General features: G+C 72.7%; 17 protein-coding genes. 8 read left to right on the top strand and 9 right to left on the bottom strand.

Annotated elements, in window-relative coordinates; genetic code table 11:
- Window positions 1-90 precede the first annotated feature (90 nt).
- From ACERZO_RS01670 to ACERZO_RS01655, 4 genes are read left to right on the top strand one after another with little or no spacing between them, the layout of a single operon-like run.
- A complete protein-coding gene (locus ACERZO_RS01670) occupies window positions 91-1,065 on the top strand; it encodes a D-isomer specific 2-hydroxyacid dehydrogenase family protein (protein ID WP_372660507.1) in 975 nt (324 codons plus the stop codon).
- Window positions 1,058-2,086, top strand: a complete 1,029-nt coding sequence (vanA, locus tag ACERZO_RS01665) for a D-alanine--(R)-lactate ligase (RefSeq protein ID WP_372660504.1) — start codon at window positions 1,058-1,060, stop codon at window positions 2,084-2,086. The genes ACERZO_RS01670 and vanA overlap by 8 nt, the downstream gene beginning before the upstream one ends.
- Window positions 2,083-2,691 carry a D-Ala-D-Ala dipeptidase VanX gene (gene vanX / locus ACERZO_RS01660; RefSeq protein WP_372660501.1) on the top strand — a complete coding sequence of 203 codons (609 nt, stop codon included), beginning with the start codon at window positions 2,083-2,085 and terminating at the stop codon, window positions 2,689-2,691. Before vanA ends, vanX begins: the two co-directional genes overlap by 4 nt.
- 16 nt (window positions 2,692-2,707) lie before the next feature.
- Window positions 2,708-3,160 carry a GNAT family N-acetyltransferase gene (locus tag ACERZO_RS01655; RefSeq protein WP_372660498.1) on the top strand — a complete coding sequence of 151 codons (453 nt, stop codon included), beginning with the start codon at window positions 2,708-2,710 and terminating at the stop codon, window positions 3,158-3,160.
- Here the strand turns inward: ACERZO_RS01655 and ACERZO_RS01650 are convergent.
- Together ACERZO_RS01650 and ACERZO_RS01645 are read right to left on the bottom strand one after the other, a co-directional pair.
- Window positions 3,117-4,211, bottom strand: a complete 1,095-nt coding sequence (locus ACERZO_RS01650) for a sensor histidine kinase (RefSeq protein ID WP_372660496.1) — start codon at window positions 4,209-4,211, stop codon at window positions 3,117-3,119. The genes ACERZO_RS01655 and ACERZO_RS01650 overlap by 44 nt on opposite strands.
- Window positions 4,204-4,881 carry a response regulator transcription factor gene (locus tag ACERZO_RS01645; RefSeq protein WP_372660493.1) on the bottom strand — a complete coding sequence of 226 codons (678 nt, stop codon included), beginning with the start codon at window positions 4,879-4,881 and terminating at the stop codon, window positions 4,204-4,206. Before ACERZO_RS01645 ends, ACERZO_RS01650 begins: the two co-directional genes overlap by 8 nt.
- 87 nt (window positions 4,882-4,968) lie before the next feature.
- On the opposite strand from ACERZO_RS01645, the gene ACERZO_RS01640 reads away from it, so the two are divergent.
- The gene (locus ACERZO_RS01640; protein WP_372660490.1) at window positions 4,969-5,418 is read left to right on the top strand and encodes a M15 family metallopeptidase; all 450 of its coding nucleotides are present in this window, start codon (window positions 4,969-4,971) and stop codon (window positions 5,416-5,418) included.
- Window positions 5,419-5,422: 4 nt separating this feature from the next.
- On the top strand, window positions 5,423-5,860 hold the full coding sequence (locus tag ACERZO_RS01635) for a nitroreductase family deazaflavin-dependent oxidoreductase (RefSeq protein ID WP_372660487.1): 438 nt from the start codon (window positions 5,423-5,425) through the stop codon (window positions 5,858-5,860).
- Window positions 5,861-5,863: 3 nt separating this feature from the next.
- Here ACERZO_RS01635 and ACERZO_RS01630 read toward each other — a convergent pair whose 3' ends face one another.
- The 6 genes from ACERZO_RS01630 to ACERZO_RS01605 form a co-directional block, all read right to left on the bottom strand.
- The gene (locus tag ACERZO_RS01630; RefSeq protein ID WP_372660484.1) at window positions 5,864-6,181 is read right to left on the bottom strand and encodes a hypothetical protein; all 318 of its coding nucleotides are present in this window, start codon (window positions 6,179-6,181) and stop codon (window positions 5,864-5,866) included.
- 51 nt (window positions 6,182-6,232) lie between these two features.
- Window positions 6,233-7,225 carry a zinc-binding alcohol dehydrogenase family protein gene (locus ACERZO_RS01625; RefSeq protein ID WP_372662889.1) on the bottom strand — a complete coding sequence of 331 codons (993 nt, stop codon included), beginning with the start codon at window positions 7,223-7,225 and terminating at the stop codon, window positions 6,233-6,235.
- Window positions 7,226-7,427: 202 nt separating this feature from the next.
- The gene (locus ACERZO_RS01620; protein ID WP_372660481.1) at window positions 7,428-7,934 is read right to left on the bottom strand and encodes a 2'-5' RNA ligase family protein; all 507 of its coding nucleotides are present in this window, start codon (window positions 7,932-7,934) and stop codon (window positions 7,428-7,430) included.
- Window positions 7,931-8,851: an SDR family NAD(P)-dependent oxidoreductase gene (locus ACERZO_RS01615; protein ID WP_372660478.1), complete on the bottom strand. Its 921-nt coding sequence runs from the start codon at window positions 8,849-8,851 to the stop codon at window positions 7,931-7,933. The genes ACERZO_RS01620 and ACERZO_RS01615 overlap by 4 nt, the downstream gene beginning before the upstream one ends.
- Entirely contained in the window at window positions 8,851-9,324 is a 474-nt protein-coding gene (locus tag ACERZO_RS01610; protein ID WP_372660475.1) for a TspO/MBR family protein, read from the bottom strand. The genes ACERZO_RS01615 and ACERZO_RS01610 overlap by 1 nt, the downstream gene beginning before the upstream one ends.
- On the bottom strand, window positions 9,321-10,694 hold the full coding sequence (locus ACERZO_RS01605) for a TIGR01777 family oxidoreductase (protein ID WP_372660472.1): 1,374 nt from the start codon (window positions 10,692-10,694) through the stop codon (window positions 9,321-9,323). The genes ACERZO_RS01610 and ACERZO_RS01605 overlap by 4 nt, the downstream gene beginning before the upstream one ends.
- 160 nt (window positions 10,695-10,854) lie before the next feature.
- On the opposite strand from ACERZO_RS01605, the gene qcrB reads away from it, so the two are divergent.
- Window positions 10,855-12,423, top strand: coding sequence for a cytochrome bc1 complex cytochrome b subunit (qcrB, locus tag ACERZO_RS01600; RefSeq protein ID WP_372660469.1), 1,569 nt, complete (start codon window positions 10,855-10,857; stop codon window positions 12,421-12,423).
- Window positions 12,420-12,809, top strand: a complete 390-nt coding sequence (locus tag ACERZO_RS01595) for a hypothetical protein (protein ID WP_372660466.1) — start codon at window positions 12,420-12,422, stop codon at window positions 12,807-12,809. Before qcrB ends, ACERZO_RS01595 begins: the two co-directional genes overlap by 4 nt.
- On the opposite strand, the gene ACERZO_RS01590 is transcribed toward ACERZO_RS01595, so the two are convergent.
- Window positions 12,778-13,623, bottom strand: coding sequence for a MerR family transcriptional regulator (locus tag ACERZO_RS01590; RefSeq protein WP_372660463.1), 846 nt, complete (start codon window positions 13,621-13,623; stop codon window positions 12,778-12,780). The two genes, ACERZO_RS01595 and ACERZO_RS01590, sit on opposite strands and share 32 nt — an antisense overlap.
- Between the last annotated feature and the right edge of the window lie 94 nt (window positions 13,624-13,717).

Below are 13,717 nucleotides of genomic sequence, written 5' to 3'. Positions count from 1 at the left end.
GAGGCGGGCCGCCGCGGCGGCCCGCCATATCGTCGGCGTATCGGAAAACGCATACGTGCCGGCAACACCGCCTCGCCTTGACTGGCGGGCATGACCGACACGGCGCTGGGCATCACGATCTACGGCTGCGAGCCGGACGAGGCCGCGTTGTTCCGTGAGCTGGCGCCTCGCTGCGGCGTCGTGCCGACCATCACGGAAGCCGCGGTCTCCGAAGCCAACGTCGAGCTGGCGTGCGGAAACCGGTGCGTCAGCGTCGCGCACAAGACGCCGATCACGAACGCCACCCTGCGTGCGCTCGGCCGGGCCGGCGTGCGGTACGTCTCCACGCGGAGCATCGGTTACAACCACCTCGACGTGGAGTACGCGAAGAGCATCGGCATCGCCGTCGAAAACGTCTCCTACTCGCCGGACAGCGTGGCCGACTACACCGTCATGCTGATGCTGATGGTGGCGCGGGACGTCAAAGCCCTGCTCCGGCGCGCGGACGTGTACGACTACCGGCTGCACGACGTGCGCGGCAAGGAACTGCGCGACCTGACCGTCGGGGTCGTCGGGACCGGGCGCATCGGCGTGGCGGTGATGGACCGGTTGCGCGGCTTCGGCTGCCGCGTGCTGGCCTACGACATCCGGCCGCGCAATTCCGCCGACTACACCTCGCTCGACGAGCTGCTGCAGCTGAGCGACGTCGTCACGCTGCACACGCCGCTGACCGCGGACACCCACCACCTCCTCGACTCCCGGCGCATCGCGCTGCTGAAGCGCGGCGCGGTCGTCGTCAACACCGGACGCGGCCCGCTCCTGGACACCCGGGCCCTGGTCGAGGCGCTGGAAAGCGGCCGGCTGGGCGGCGCGGCGCTGGACGTCCTCGAAGGGGAGGAAGGGATCTTCTACGCCGACCACCGGACCGAGTCGCCGGCGAGCGAACTGCTCGTGCGGCTGCAGAGCATGCCGAACGTGCTGATCAGCCCGCACACCGCGTACTACACCGACCACGCGCTGAGCGACACCGTCGAAAACAGCCTCATCAACTGCCTGACCTTCGAAAGCGAGCTGCGACATGGATAAGGTGAAGGTCGGAATCGTCTTCGGGGGATCCACCGAAGAGCACCCCGTTTCCGTCAAGTCCGCGCAAGAGGTCGCGAAACACCTCGACACCGAAAAGTACGAGCCGTTCTGGATCGGGATCACCCGCGAGGGTGCCTGGTTGCTGTGCGACGGGCCGGACTGGGAAAACGGCCGGCCGGCGGTGCTGTCCCCCGATCGCGGCGTCCACGGCCTGCTCGTCCTGGAGGACGGGAAGTACGAGACGATCCGCCTCGACGTCGTGCTGCCCCTGCTGCACGGGAGGCTCGGGGAGGACGGTGCGACGCAGGGTTTACTGGAACTCGCCGGCGTCCCCTACGCCGGCTGTGACGTCCAGAGTTCCGCCCTGTGCATGGACAAGTCCCTGACCTACCTCGCCGTGAAGAGCGCGGGGATCGCGACGCCGGAGTTCCGGACGGTCACCGCGGACGAGAAGGCCGGTCCCGGTGGGCTCACCTTCCCGGTGTTCGTCAAGCCGGCCCGGTCGGGGTCTTCGTTCGGCGTCAGCAAGGTGTCCCGCGAAGAAGAACTGGCCGGCGCGGTGGAGTCCGCGCGGCAGTACGACTCGAAGGTGCTGATCGAAGAGGCCGTCGCCGGCAGCGAGATCGGCTGCGCCGTCCTGGGCGACGACCCGGACCTGGTCACCGGCGAGCTGGACCGGGTCGCGCTTTCCCACGGCTTCTTCAAGATCCACCAGGAGAGCAACCCGGAAAGCGGTTCCGAGAACTCGACGTTCATCGTGCCGGCCGACATTTCGGAGGAGGCACGTTCGCTCGTCTTGGAGACGGCGAAGGCCGTCTACCGCGCATTGGGTTGCCGGGGACTGTCGCGAGTGGACATGTTCCTGACCGGCGACGGGACCGTGGTCCTCAACGAGGTCAACACGTTGCCCGGCCTGACGTCGTACAGCCGTTACCCGCGGATGATGGCCGCCGCGGGGGTGTCGCTCGGCGAGGTGCTCGACCGGGTGGTGTCGCTGGCCTTGAAGGGGACTTCGCGGTGAACGAGGACTTCGTGTTCGTGGACGGGTGCGCCCCCGGCATCCGCTGGGACGCCAAGTACGCGACCTGGGACAACTTCACCGGCAAACCGGTGGACGGCTACCTGGCGAACCGGGTCGTCGGTACCCGGGCGCTCGGCACGGCGTTGCAGCGGGCGCAGGAGAAGGCGGCCTCGCGCGGGTTCGGCCTGCTGCTCTGGGACGGCTACCGCCCGCAGCGCGCGGTGGACTGCTTCGTGCGCTGGTCCCGGCGGCCGGAGGACGGCCGGACGAAGCCGCGCCACTACCCGAAGATCGACCGGGCCGAGATGTTCGAAAAGGGCTATGTGGCGGCGAAGTCGGGGCACAGCCGGGGCAGCACGGTCGACCTGACGCTGTACCACCTGGACACCGGGGAACTCGCGGCCATGGGCGGCGGCCACGACCTGATGGACGCGATCTCCCACCACGGCGCCCACGGGATCACCGAGGCCGAAGCGCGGAACCGGCAGGTTCTCTGTTCCCTCATGGAGTCCTGCGGGTTCCGGCGGTACGACCGGGAGTGGTGGCACTACACCTTGACCGACGAGCCCTACCCGGACACGTACTTTGACTTCCCCATCGCATAGCCGGGAGATCCGCCCGGTGCGGGCCGCCGACGCCCCGCGTCTCGTCGAGCTGCTGGCCCAGCTCGGGTACCCGAGCGAGCCCGGCACCGTCGGGCGGCGGCTGGCGGGCGTTCTCGGATCGCCGACGCAGCACGTGCTCGTCGCGGACGAGGATGCCCGGCTGGCCGGGTATGCCGGTGTCGAGTGGCGGCCGGCTTTGCTGCACCGCGACGAACACGCCGAGCTCACCGGGCTGGTCGTCGACGCGGCGGCCCGCCGGGCCGGCCTCGGCCGCGCGCTCGTCCGGGCGGCCGAGGAGTGGGCGGCCCGGCACGGCCTGCCGGCGATCGTGGTCCGCTCGAACGTCGTGCGTCCCGAGTCCCACCCGTTCTACGAAGGTCTCGGCTACGTGCGCACGTCGACCTCGCACAGCTACTTCAAGGACCTCACCGCGGGCGGCGGGCGACGCAGATGGGCAGCCGGACCGTGACGTGGAGGCCGCCGCCGGCGCGGGGAGCCAGGGTCAGGGTTCCGCCGTGGGCCTGGGTGATGCTGTGGACGATCGCCAAGCCGAGGCCGACGCCGGTGTGGCCGCTGCGGATGCGCTCGGTGCCCCGCCGGAACGGCTCGACCAGCGTCGACACCAGCCGGGGCGGCAGCGGCTCCCCCGTGTTCTCCACCGTGAGCACGACGCGACCGGGGTCCACGCTGGTCGTGGCCCACACCGTGCCTTCGCCGGGCAGGTTGTGGACGATCGCGTTGTGCACCAGGTTCGTCGTCAGCTGCTGCAGGAGCGCGGGCGACCCGAGCGTCGGGGTCGGTTCGCCGGACGTCTCGATGGTGACGCCGCGTTCTTCCGCGAGGGGCAGCAGCGTCTCGGCGGCCTCTTCCGCCGTCAGCGACAGGTCCACGGTTTCCCGGGCGAACGCCCGCTGGTCGGCCCGGCTGAGCACGAGCAGCGCTTCGGTGAGGTCGATCGCCCGGGTGTTGACCGCGTGCAGGCGCTCGACCAGCTCGCCCGCGTCCCGGGTCGGGTCCTTGCGGGCGACCTCGAGCAGCGTCCGCGTCACGGCCAGCGGCGTGCGGAGCTCGTGGGACGCGTTGGCCGCGAACCGCTGCTGGGCGGTGACGTGGGATTCGAGCTGCTCGAGCATGGTGTCGAAGGCGTCGGCGAGCTCGCGGAACTCGTCCTTGCGGCCGGGGAGCCGGATCCGGTGGGACAGGGAGCCGTCGGCGGCCAGGCGGGTCGCGTCGGTGACGCGGGTCAGCGGGGCGAGCATCCGGCCGGCCAGCACCCAGCCGCCGGCGAGGCCGAACACCAGCAGGAAGATCAGCACCGCGATCGCGGACGGCGCGAAACCGCGGATGAGGACCCGGCCCGGCGGCGACATCACGACCGGCATGGTTTCCAGGCCGAGCCGTTGGTAGTACAGCAGGAACAGGCCCACGGCCGCGAGCAGCAGGGCGCCGGCGACCATGACGAAGCCGGCGTAGCTGAGGGTGAGCTTGAGGCGGACGCTCAGGCCGGGCTTCCTATCCACGGTCGCCTCCCGGGGCTTCGATGCGGTAGCCGACGCCGGCCACCGTGGCGATGAGCCAGGGTTCGCCGAGCCGCTTGCGCAGGGCGGAGACGGTGATGCGGACGGCGTTGGTGAAGGGGTCGGCGTTCTCGTCCCAGGCCCGCTCGAGGAGCTCTTCGGCGCTGACGACCCCGCCTTCGGCGTCCACGAGGACCTCGAGCACGGCGAACTGCTTCCGGGTCAGCGCGACGTACCGGCCGTCCCGGTGGACCTCGCGGCGGAACGGGTCCAGCCGCAGCCCCGCGATCTCCCGCACCGGCGGCCGGCTGTGGGCGCGCCGGCGGTCGAGCGCCCGGAGCCGCAGCACGAGCTCCCGGAGTTCGAACGGCTTGGTGAGGTAGTCGTCGGCGCCGAGCTCGAACCCGGTGACCTTGTCGTCGAGCCGGTCGGCGGCGGTGAGCATGAGGATCGGGATGCCGCTGCCGGAGGCGACGATGCGCTCGGCGATCTCGTCGCCCGACGGCCCGGGGATGTCGCGGTCGAGGACCGCGAGCTCGTAGGCGTTGACGCTCAGCAGCTCCAGCGCGGTGTCGCCGTCCCCGGCGATGTCGGCGGCGATCGCTTCCAGGCGCAGCCCGTCGCGGATCGCCTCGGCCAGGAAGGGTTCGTCCTCGACGACCAGCACACGCATGCCCCCGATGCTACGAGCGGGCCCGTATCGCCGGCTTATCGAAAACCGCATACGGGCCGGCAACGCCCCGCCGCCTCGACTGGGGGCATGGACTTCACCGCGCACGGCGCCGTCCCCCGCCCGGTCCCCGTCTTCGACGACACGACCCCGGCCGTGGTCAACCTGGCCCCGGCCCTGCTCGGCGCCCTGCGCCGGGCCGCCACCGACGCCGGACGCGGGTTCTTCGTCAACGGCGGCTGGCGCTCCCCCGAGTACCAGGAGCACCTGTTCCGCCAGGCGGTCGCGAAGTACGGCTCGGCCGCGGCGGCCGCCCGCTGGGTGGCCACGCCCGGCACGTCGGCGCACGTGTCGGGCGACGCGGTCGACGTCTGGCCGCCGGAGGCCCGGGCGTGGCTGGCCGAGCACGGCGCCGGGTACGGGCTGTGCCAGATCTACCGCAACGAGCCGTGGCACTACGAGCTGCGTCCCGAGGCCATCGACCGGGGGTGCCCGCCGCTCTACCCCGACCCGTCGCACGATCCGCGGCTGCGGCGGTGACCGCGTGTCGAGAACGCGGGGCCGGCTCCGTCCCGGGCACGATCGAGCAGCACCGACGCACCGAGAGGACCGCCACTCGGGCGGCACCGAGGGCCACGAGTCGAACGGCGTCCACACGCTGATCCTGGCCACCACCGGACGGCGGACGGGCGAGCCGCGTCGCACCTGCCTGATCCACGGCAGGTCCGGGGACGACTTCGTCGTCGTCGCCTCCAAAGGCGGCGCGGACGAGGACCCGGCGTGGTTCAAGAACCTGGAGGCCGAGCCGAGCGTCGGCGTCCAGGCCGGCCCCCGCCGGTTCACCGCCCGCGCCCGCGTGGCGTCGCCGGCCGAGCGCGCGGCGCTGTGGCCGCGGATGGTGGAGATCTTCCCGCTGTACGCCGAGTACGCGGAGAAGACCGAGCGCGTGATCCCGGTCGTCCTGCTCACGCCACGGGACTGACGGTCAGCGGTGCTCCTCGTCGATGCCGGTGTAGCGGCCGGGCATCACCAGGCAGGACAGGCCGCCGGTGTCGTTGGTCAGGCAGTAGATCGGCCGGGTCGACTCGGGCCGGCCCGGCTCGCTCTGGTCGCCGAAGTGCTGGAGGGTGATGTGCTGCGGGTCCTTGGGCGGCGCCGGCGCGGCGGGCTTGTCCCAGGGGTGCCAGGCCAGCAGGCCGCCGCCGATCCCGGCGACGACGATCGCGGCGGCCAGCAAGCCGGAGCCACCACGGGCCGGGACGGGCGCGGCGGGCTGCGGTGCGGGGGTGTCGAGGTCGGACATGGCCGCCAGTCAACATGATCGCCGGGCGGCCCCCGGCGTCGACCGCCCGGTTCAGCCGACCCGCAGCACCGCCGCACCGGTCACCCGGTCGGCGGCGAGGTCGGTCAACGCCCGGTCGGCGTCGGCCAGGGCGTAGGGCACCGTGCTCACGCTGAGGTGGTGGGTTCCGGCGAAGCCGAGGAACTCCCGCGCGCCGGCCCGCGTGTTCGCCGTGACGCTGCGGACCTGACGTTCCTGGAACAGGTGCCGCTGGTAGTTCAGCGGCGGCACGTCGGAGAGGTGGATGCCCGCGATGGCCAGGGTGCCGCCGCGGTCGAGGGCTGCCAGCGCCGGCGGGACCAGGGTGCCGACGGGAGCGAACAGGATCGCCGAGTCCAGGGGTTCCGGCGGCGCGTCACCGGCCGACGCGGCCCCCAGCGCCAGGGCGAGTTCGCGGGCTTCGGCACTGCGCGTGACGACGTGGACCGTGGCGCCGCGGGCGATGGCCACCTGGGCGGTCAGGTGCGCGCTGCCGCCGAAGCCGTAGATGCCCAGGCGGCCGTGTTCGGGGACCTCGGCGCGGGTGAGCGCGTGGTACCCGATGAGCCCGGCGCAGAGGAGCGGGGCGAGTTCGTCGTCGGTGTAGCCGGTGGGCAGCGCCAGGGCGTAGGCCGCCGGGACGACCGCGAACTCGGCGTAGCCGCCGTCGGCGTCCCAGCCGGTGTACCGCGACCGCGGGCAGAGGTTTTCCCTTCCCCGCTCGCAGAAGCGGCAGGTGCCGCAGGTGTGCCGCAGCCAGGCGATCCCCACCCGGTCACCGGTTTCGAACCCGGTGACGTCCGCGCCGAGGCCAGCCACCTCGCCGACGACCTCGTGGCCCGGGGTGACACCGGGCCGGTGGACGGGGAGGTCGCCTTCCGCGACGTGCAGGTCGGTCCGGCAGACACCGCAGACGCTGATCCGGACGAGCAGCTCATCGGCGGCGGGTCGAGGTACGGGCACCCGGGCGGTTTCGAGCGGATGGGAAGCCATGGGCCCGGGCCGGGTGACGCGCCAGGCGGTCATGGTGGTCGGCAGGGTCATCGATCCTCCTCGGTCGCCGGACCAGCATGCCGCACGCGCCGGTGCTCAGCCGCCGCAGCCGGGGCCGGCCCTGCGCGAGCCCATGACCGCGACCGGCTCCTCGGTAGCAGCCGCCGCCCGGCCCGCCGCAGACCCATCGCCGCGCCCGATTACCCGGCAGCAGCCGCCCTCCCCCCGCCGGTGCTCAGCCGCCGAAGGGCAATGCCTTGACCGGCTCCCACGGGCCGCCCACGAACCGCCACACCGCCAACCCGGTCGCCGTGCCAGCGCGGGGTCCGAAATCCTCGCGCAGCGCCTCGAGGGTCGCCGCCGCGGTCTGCGGGCTCACCTTGTTCTGCACCGTCACGTGCGGCTTCAGCGGCTGCTTGTCCTGCGGTGTCAGCCATCCGGCCCACCGGCGCCGCACGCGGGCGTGCACCACCGTCAGTTCGGGAGCCCGCACGACGAGCGCGACCCCACGCCCCAGCGACCGGACTCCGTCCACGGCCACCGTGAACGAGTCCGTCGAGCCCGCCACGGCCGCACAATCGGCGACGACCTCGTCCTCGTGACTCCCGGGCAACGCGTGGAACACCGTCACATGCGCCCCGACGAGCAACCGCTCCGGCGGGAACCACCTCCGACGCAGGGCATCCCACGCCGCCTGCGTCTCCTCGTCCACAGTCAACGTGAGAATCACCGGGGCGGTCACGACTCCAAGGCCGCCAGGCAATACCGCAGCAAGCGCTCCGCCTCGCCGGGGCCCGGGCGCGTCCCGGGCAGCACGTGCGCCGGCCGCTCCCGCCGGTCGTGCCAGAACCGCCCCGGCAACGGCCCCGGCCGGGTCGCCGCGAGCCAGACCGCCGTGTCCGCGCCCTCCGCCGCCGTGCGCAGCGCCGGGGCGAGGAGGCGCCGGAACAGCGGGAGCGAACTCGCGAGGCCCGGCGTGTCCGCCCAGCCGGGATGCGTGCTGTGCACGGCGATCCCGTCCGCCCGCCAGCGTTCCGCCAGCAACGGCGTCAGCTCGACCTGCATCCGCTTCGTCCGCGCGTACGCCGTCGCGCCCCGGTACCGGCCTTCGCGGAACTCCGGGTCGTCGGCCGCGAGCCGCTGCGTGTACATCCCGCCGGACGACACGAAGATCACCCGCGCGTCGCGCAACGCCGGTCGCAGTAACTCAGTCAGCAGCAACGGCCCGAGCACGTGCGTGGCGAACGTGATCTCGTGCCCGTCGACGCTCTCCGTCCGCTCCGGCGGCAGCACCCCGGCGTTGTGCACCAGAACGTCCACACGCGACTCCCGGGCCGCGAACTCGCGCACCGAAGCGAAAGACGCGACGTCACACCGGGCCGTCCGGACCTTCGCCTCCGGCACGGCCGTGCGCACGCGGGCGAGTGCACGCTCGCCGCGGTCGAGATCGCGCACCACCAGCACCACTTCCGCGCCCAGCCGGGCCAGGCCGACGGCCGTGGCTTCGCCCAAGCCGGAACTCGCGCCGGTCACCAGGGCGACGCGGCCGCGCAGCGCGTCCGGCGCGGGATCGTCCGCCGCCCACGTACGCCGGCGCAGCGCGTAGCCGAGGCGCGAGTAGCCGACGGCCACTGTGCGGTCGAGCAGCGTGTCGAGCATCAGTTCAGGACGACGATCGCCGCGTTGAGCGCCGTCGCGAAGAGCGTCCACGCCAGGTACGGCAGCTGCAGGGCCGCGGCCGCGGTCGAACGGCGGCGGAACACCAGCGCGGTCGCCGCGATCGCGACGTCCAGCACCACGATCTCCACCAGGGCCAGGGTGTAGGCGCCGGCGGCGAAGAACAACGGCGTCCACGCGGCGTTGAGCACCAAGCCCGCCGCGTACCAGGCGAACTCGCGCCGCGGTGCTCCGGTGCGCCAGAACAGCCAGCCGGACACCGCGATCAGCACGTACAGCACCGTCCACACGGGACCGAACAGCCAGGACGGCGGCGCCCACGGCGGCTGGTCCAGTCCGGAGTAGACGGCACGCGACTGCGTGGCGGCGAGGCTGCCGACCGCGGCGACGACGGCCACCGCGGCGACGAACCCGGCGAGGGCGAGCGGCGGAGCGGGACGGTGCACGGTGGTCATACCGGTTCTCCTGCGGTCGGTCGGGCCGGGACGCCGGCGGTGGCGCCCAGCAGGTGGGCGAGGGCGTCCCGGAGCTCGGGGTGGCGGAATTCGTGCCCGGCGTCGAGCAGCCGCCGCGGATGCACCCGCTGGTCGGCGAGCGCCAGTTCACGGGCGCCCTCGGAGCCGAGCAGCACCCGCGGCCCGAACGACGGCACCGCGAACACCGCCGGACGGTGCAGCACCCGCGCGAGTACCCGCGTGTACTCGGTGTTGCGCACCGGCTCCGGGGCGACGGCGTTGACCGGGCCCGTCAAGATCCGGTCGGTCAGCGCGCGCAGGTAGATGTCGGTCAGGTCGTCGAGGCCGATCCACGGCATCCACTGCCGTCCGCTCCCCAGCGGGCCGCCCAGCCCGGCGGCGAACAGGGGCCGCTGCAACCGCAGCACGCCCCCGCGCGGGCTGAGCACCAGGCCGGTGCGCACGGACACCACCCGGATGCCCGCCGCGGCCGCGGGTCCGGTGGCGGCCTCCCAGTCGTCGACGACGTCGGCGAGGAAGCCCTCGCCGCGGGCACTGTCCTCGGTGAGGACCTCGTCACCGCGGTCCGGCCCGTAGAACCCGACGGCGGACGCCGTGACGACCACCCCGGGCCCGTCCGGGGTGCGGGCGGCGAGCTCGGCGAGCTTGCGGGTCGGGCCGATCCGGCTGTCCCGCACGGCCCGCCGGTGGCGTTCGCCGAACCGCCCGGCCACCGAGGCACCGGCCAGGTGGACCACCGCGTCGATCCCGGCGAGCAGGTCGGCCGACGGCGCCTCGGGGTGCCACGTTCGTTCGTCGGACGTCCGCGCGGGACGGCGCACCAGGCGGACCACGCGGTGGCCGCCGGTGGTGAGCAACGCCGTCAGCGCCGTACCGACCAGGCCGCTCGCCCCGGTCACCGCGACGGTCAGCGGCTCGTGCCAGTACCGCCGTTGCGCGGCCAGGTCCGCCGCCAGCTGCCGGTGGCGGTAGGCGAACATCGAGCGCAGCAGCGCCGCGGGCACCGGCGTCTCCACGCGGTCGGTGACCACGGTGCGGCCCGGGCCGTCCGCCTCGAACCGGTGGGTGTGGCGCCACGGCAGGACGGCCGAGAGCACCGGCGTGGCCAGCCGGTCGACGAACTGGTGCGGCGGCCGGTAGCCGGCGGCCTGGTGCGCCGCGAGCCACTTCGGCCCGCCGGGCAGGACCAGCTCGGCCGTTCCGTCGCGCAGCGACCCGGCCTCGGCGCCGACCCGCACCGGCTGCCACGGCGGGGACAGCCGCGTGATCGCCCCGGGCAGGCCGTGCCAGGCGAACACCTCGTCGACGGGCGCGGCGACGGCGCTCGAATACTCGAAGACCACACGCACCTCCGATGCAGTTTCGACTCATCCCTGCCGCAATCGTAGCCGGACGCCGCGAAATCTGCCGATCTTGCCACCTTCGAAGCGATTCACTTTCGATGCATCGACGTGCATTCCCGGCGCACCGATGTGACGATCGGAGCAACCCACCGAGCGGGAGGGGCCGATGAGTTCACTCACCACGCCGACCAAGGGGTCGAGCCCGGTCGAGAAGGCGCTGGGCGACGCCGCGGACAACGCCGACCAGCGGTACCACCTGGCCAAGGGCCTGCGGCACCAGATGAACAAGGTGTTCCCGACCCACTGGTCGTTCCTGCTGGGCGAGATCGCGCTCTACAGCTTCATCATCCTGCTGCTCACCGGCGTGTACCTGACGTTGTTCTTCGACCCCTCGATGCAGGAGGTCGTCTACCACGGCAGTTTCACGAACATGCAGGGCCTGGAGATGTCGCAGGCCTTCCGGACCACGCTGGACCTCTCGTTCGACGTGCGCGGCGGGTTGTTCATGCGGCAGCTGCACCACTGGGCGGCGCTGATCTTCGTGGCATCGATGGCCGTGCACATGCTGCGGATCTTCTTCACCGGCGCGTTCCGGCGCCCGCGTGAGGCGAACTGGGTGATCGGCGGGCTGCTGCTGATCCTCGGGTGTTTCGAGGGCTTCTTCGGCTACTCGCTGCCGGATGACCTGCTTTCGGGTACCGGGATCCGGGCGACGCTGTCGGGGATCGTGCTGTCGGTGCCGGTGATCGGCACGTGGATCCACTGGGCGCTGTTCGGTGGGGAGTTCCCCGGGGACCAGATCATCCCGCGGTTGTACACGCTGCACATCCTGCTGCTGCCGGGCATCATGCTGGCGCTGGTCGGGGTGCACCTGGCGCTGGTGTGGTACCAGAAGCACACCCAGTTCCCGGGGGTGCGGCGCAAGGAAACCAACGTCGTCGGCGTGCGGATCATGCCGTACTTCGCGCTCAAGGGCGGCGCGTTCTTCACCCTGGTCGTCGGGGTGCTGGCGTTGATGTCGGGGTTGTTCCAGATCAACCCGGTGTGGAACTTCGGGCCCTACAACCCTTCCCAGGTCTCCGCCGGGTCCCAGCCGGACTGGTACATGGGGTGGGCGGACGGGCTGCTGCGCGTGTGGCCGCCGTGGGAGGTGTACCTCGGCGACCACACCGTGCCGCCGGTGTTCTTCGCCGGCGCGATCGGCATCGCCGTGCTGGTCACGCTGCTGCTGAGCTACCCGTTCATCGAGCGGCGGCTCACCGGCGACACCGCGCACCACAACCTGCTGCAGCGGCCGCGTGACGTCCCGGTCCGCACGTCCCTCGGCGCGATGGCGATCACGTTCTTCCTCGTGCTCACCCTGTCCAGCTTCAACGACATCCTCGCCGTCCAGTTCGACGTCTCGCTCAACGCCATGACGTGGGCGGGCCGGATCGGGCTGCTCGTCGGGCCGCCGGTGGCCTACTTCTTCGCCTACCGGCTGTGCGTCGGCCTGCAGCGGGCCGACCGCGAGGTGCTGGAGCACGGCGTCGAGACCGGCATCATCAAGCGGCTGCCGCACGGCGAGTTCGTCGAGGTCCACCAGCCGCTGGCCGCGACGCCGCTCGAATACCAGGGCGCGCCGGTGCCGAAGAAGATGAACAAGCTGGGTTCCGCCGGCCAGGCCATCCCGGGCTCGCTGCTGACCCCGGACCCGGCCGAGGAGACGCGGGCGCTGGACCGGGGGCGGCGATGACGGTCACCGCCCGCTTCGCGGCGGCGTGCGCGGCACTGTTGTCGGCGTTCGCCACCGCGGCCAGTTTCGGCCGGCTGCCGCTGGAGTCGCCGGCGGTGGCGGCGGGCGTGGCGCTGATGGTGCACGGCATGCTGCTGCTGACCATTGTGGACAGCCGGGACCGGCGGCTGCGCGGCCCGGCGGCGGTCGTCGGATCGCTGTTCGCGTGCTTCCTGCTCATCGGTTCACTGTGGACGGCGGCCGGGCTCTTCCCCGGGCAGCCGGGGCCGATCGCCGTGCAGGTCCTGGAGAACACCGCCGGGCCGCTGGCCGTGCTCGCGGTGTTCGCCGCGGACCCGGTCGCGGCCCGCGTCGTCAGCCGGAGAAAGCCGCGAGGGCCGCGGTGAACGACGACGGCACCGGTTCCCCGACGATCGGCAACCCGCGCCAGCCGGGGCCGGCCGGTCGCACCGGCACCCCGTCGGCGTGCAGGGTGCGCAGGATCCGCACGTCCGCCGACTGCGACGTCATCGACCACACCACCACACCCGACGGCGTGAAGCGGTTGGCCACCACGCGCAGGACGTCCAGCGAAACCAAGCCGCCCAGGAACGACGCCGGCGCGCCGTCGTCGTTCAGCGCCGCGCTCAGCACCTTGACCGGCAGCTCGTGGCGTTCCGCCGGGCCGCACACGAACAGCACCGGGGCCCGGCCCGCCCGGGCCGGGGCCGGGTACCGGTCCAGCGCCGCGGACGCCGCCGTCGCCAGCGCCCACTCCGCGGCCATCGCCGTGCGGTCGCCCCGCTGCGCCCACCGCTCCCCGATCGCGCGCAGCACCGGCGCGAGCACCTCGGTCCAGGCCGTCGCGACGCCCAGGCTGCCGAGCGCGTCGTCGACCAGGCCACCCATCGTCGGCAGGTCCAGCGACTCCGCCGCCTCGGCCAGCCGCTGCCGGCGCTGCCCGGCCGTCACCTCGGCGGCCGACCGCGCCAGCACCAGCCGGGCGGCGTCGCGCGCGCTGGTCCCCTGGGCCTGCAGCGCCCGCATCCGGCGCAGCCGCTCGACGTCCTCGGGCGTGTACCGCCGCCGTCCGTTCGCCTCGCGCTCCGCGGCCCCGATCCCGTACCGCTGCTCCCAGGTGCGCAGCGTCACCTGCGACACCCCCAGCGTCCGCGCCACCTCGCTCGAGCTGAGCGGCCGCGGTCCGGCGTTACGGCTCATCCGGCCTCCTCGTGGACGCGTATTGAATCACGAATCGACCGGCCCGGCCGGGTATCGCCACTTCGAAACCCACGGCTGGATCGCATTCGGATCG

This window comes from Amycolatopsis kentuckyensis, from assembly GCF_041679295.1.
GTDB lineage: Bacteria > Actinomycetota > Actinomycetes > Mycobacteriales > Pseudonocardiaceae > Amycolatopsis > Amycolatopsis kentuckyensis_A.
The sequence above is the reverse complement of the archived record's forward strand: the minus strand, read 5'-3'. Positions and strand labels throughout refer to the sequence as shown.

Excerpts from the sequence above, each read along its gene's own strand:
- qcrB (WP_372660469.1), top strand. The coding sequence starts at position 10,855 with ATGAGTTCACTCACCACGCCGACCAAGGGGTCGAGCCCGGTCGAGAAG.
- ACERZO_RS01615 (WP_372660478.1), bottom strand. The coding sequence starts at position 8,851 with ATGCTCGACACGCTGCTCGACCGCACAGTGGCCGTCGGCTACTCGCGC.
- ACERZO_RS01625 (WP_372662889.1), bottom strand. The coding sequence starts at position 7,225 with ATGACCGCCTGGCGCGTCACCCGGCCCGGGCCCATGGCTTCCCATCCG.
- ACERZO_RS01640 (WP_372660490.1), top strand. The coding sequence starts at position 4,969 with ATGGACTTCACCGCGCACGGCGCCGTCCCCCGCCCGGTCCCCGTCTTC.
- ACERZO_RS01595 (WP_372660466.1), top strand. The coding sequence starts at position 12,420 with ATGACGGTCACCGCCCGCTTCGCGGCGGCGTGCGCGGCACTGTTGTCG.
- ACERZO_RS01645 (WP_372660493.1), bottom strand. The coding sequence starts at position 4,881 with ATGCGTGTGCTGGTCGTCGAGGACGAACCCTTCCTGGCCGAGGCGATC.
- ACERZO_RS01590 (WP_372660463.1), bottom strand. The coding sequence starts at position 13,623 with ATGAGCCGTAACGCCGGACCGCGGCCGCTCAGCTCGAGCGAGGTGGCG.
- ACERZO_RS01630 (WP_372660484.1), bottom strand. The coding sequence starts at position 6,181 with ATGTCCGACCTCGACACCCCCGCACCGCAGCCCGCCGCGCCCGTCCCG.
- vanA (WP_372660504.1), top strand. The coding sequence starts at position 1,058 with ATGGATAAGGTGAAGGTCGGAATCGTCTTCGGGGGATCCACCGAAGAG.
- ACERZO_RS01610 (WP_372660475.1), bottom strand. The coding sequence starts at position 9,324 with ATGACCACCGTGCACCGTCCCGCTCCGCCGCTCGCCCTCGCCGGGTTC.
- ACERZO_RS01670 (WP_372660507.1), top strand. The coding sequence starts at position 91 with ATGACCGACACGGCGCTGGGCATCACGATCTACGGCTGCGAGCCGGAC.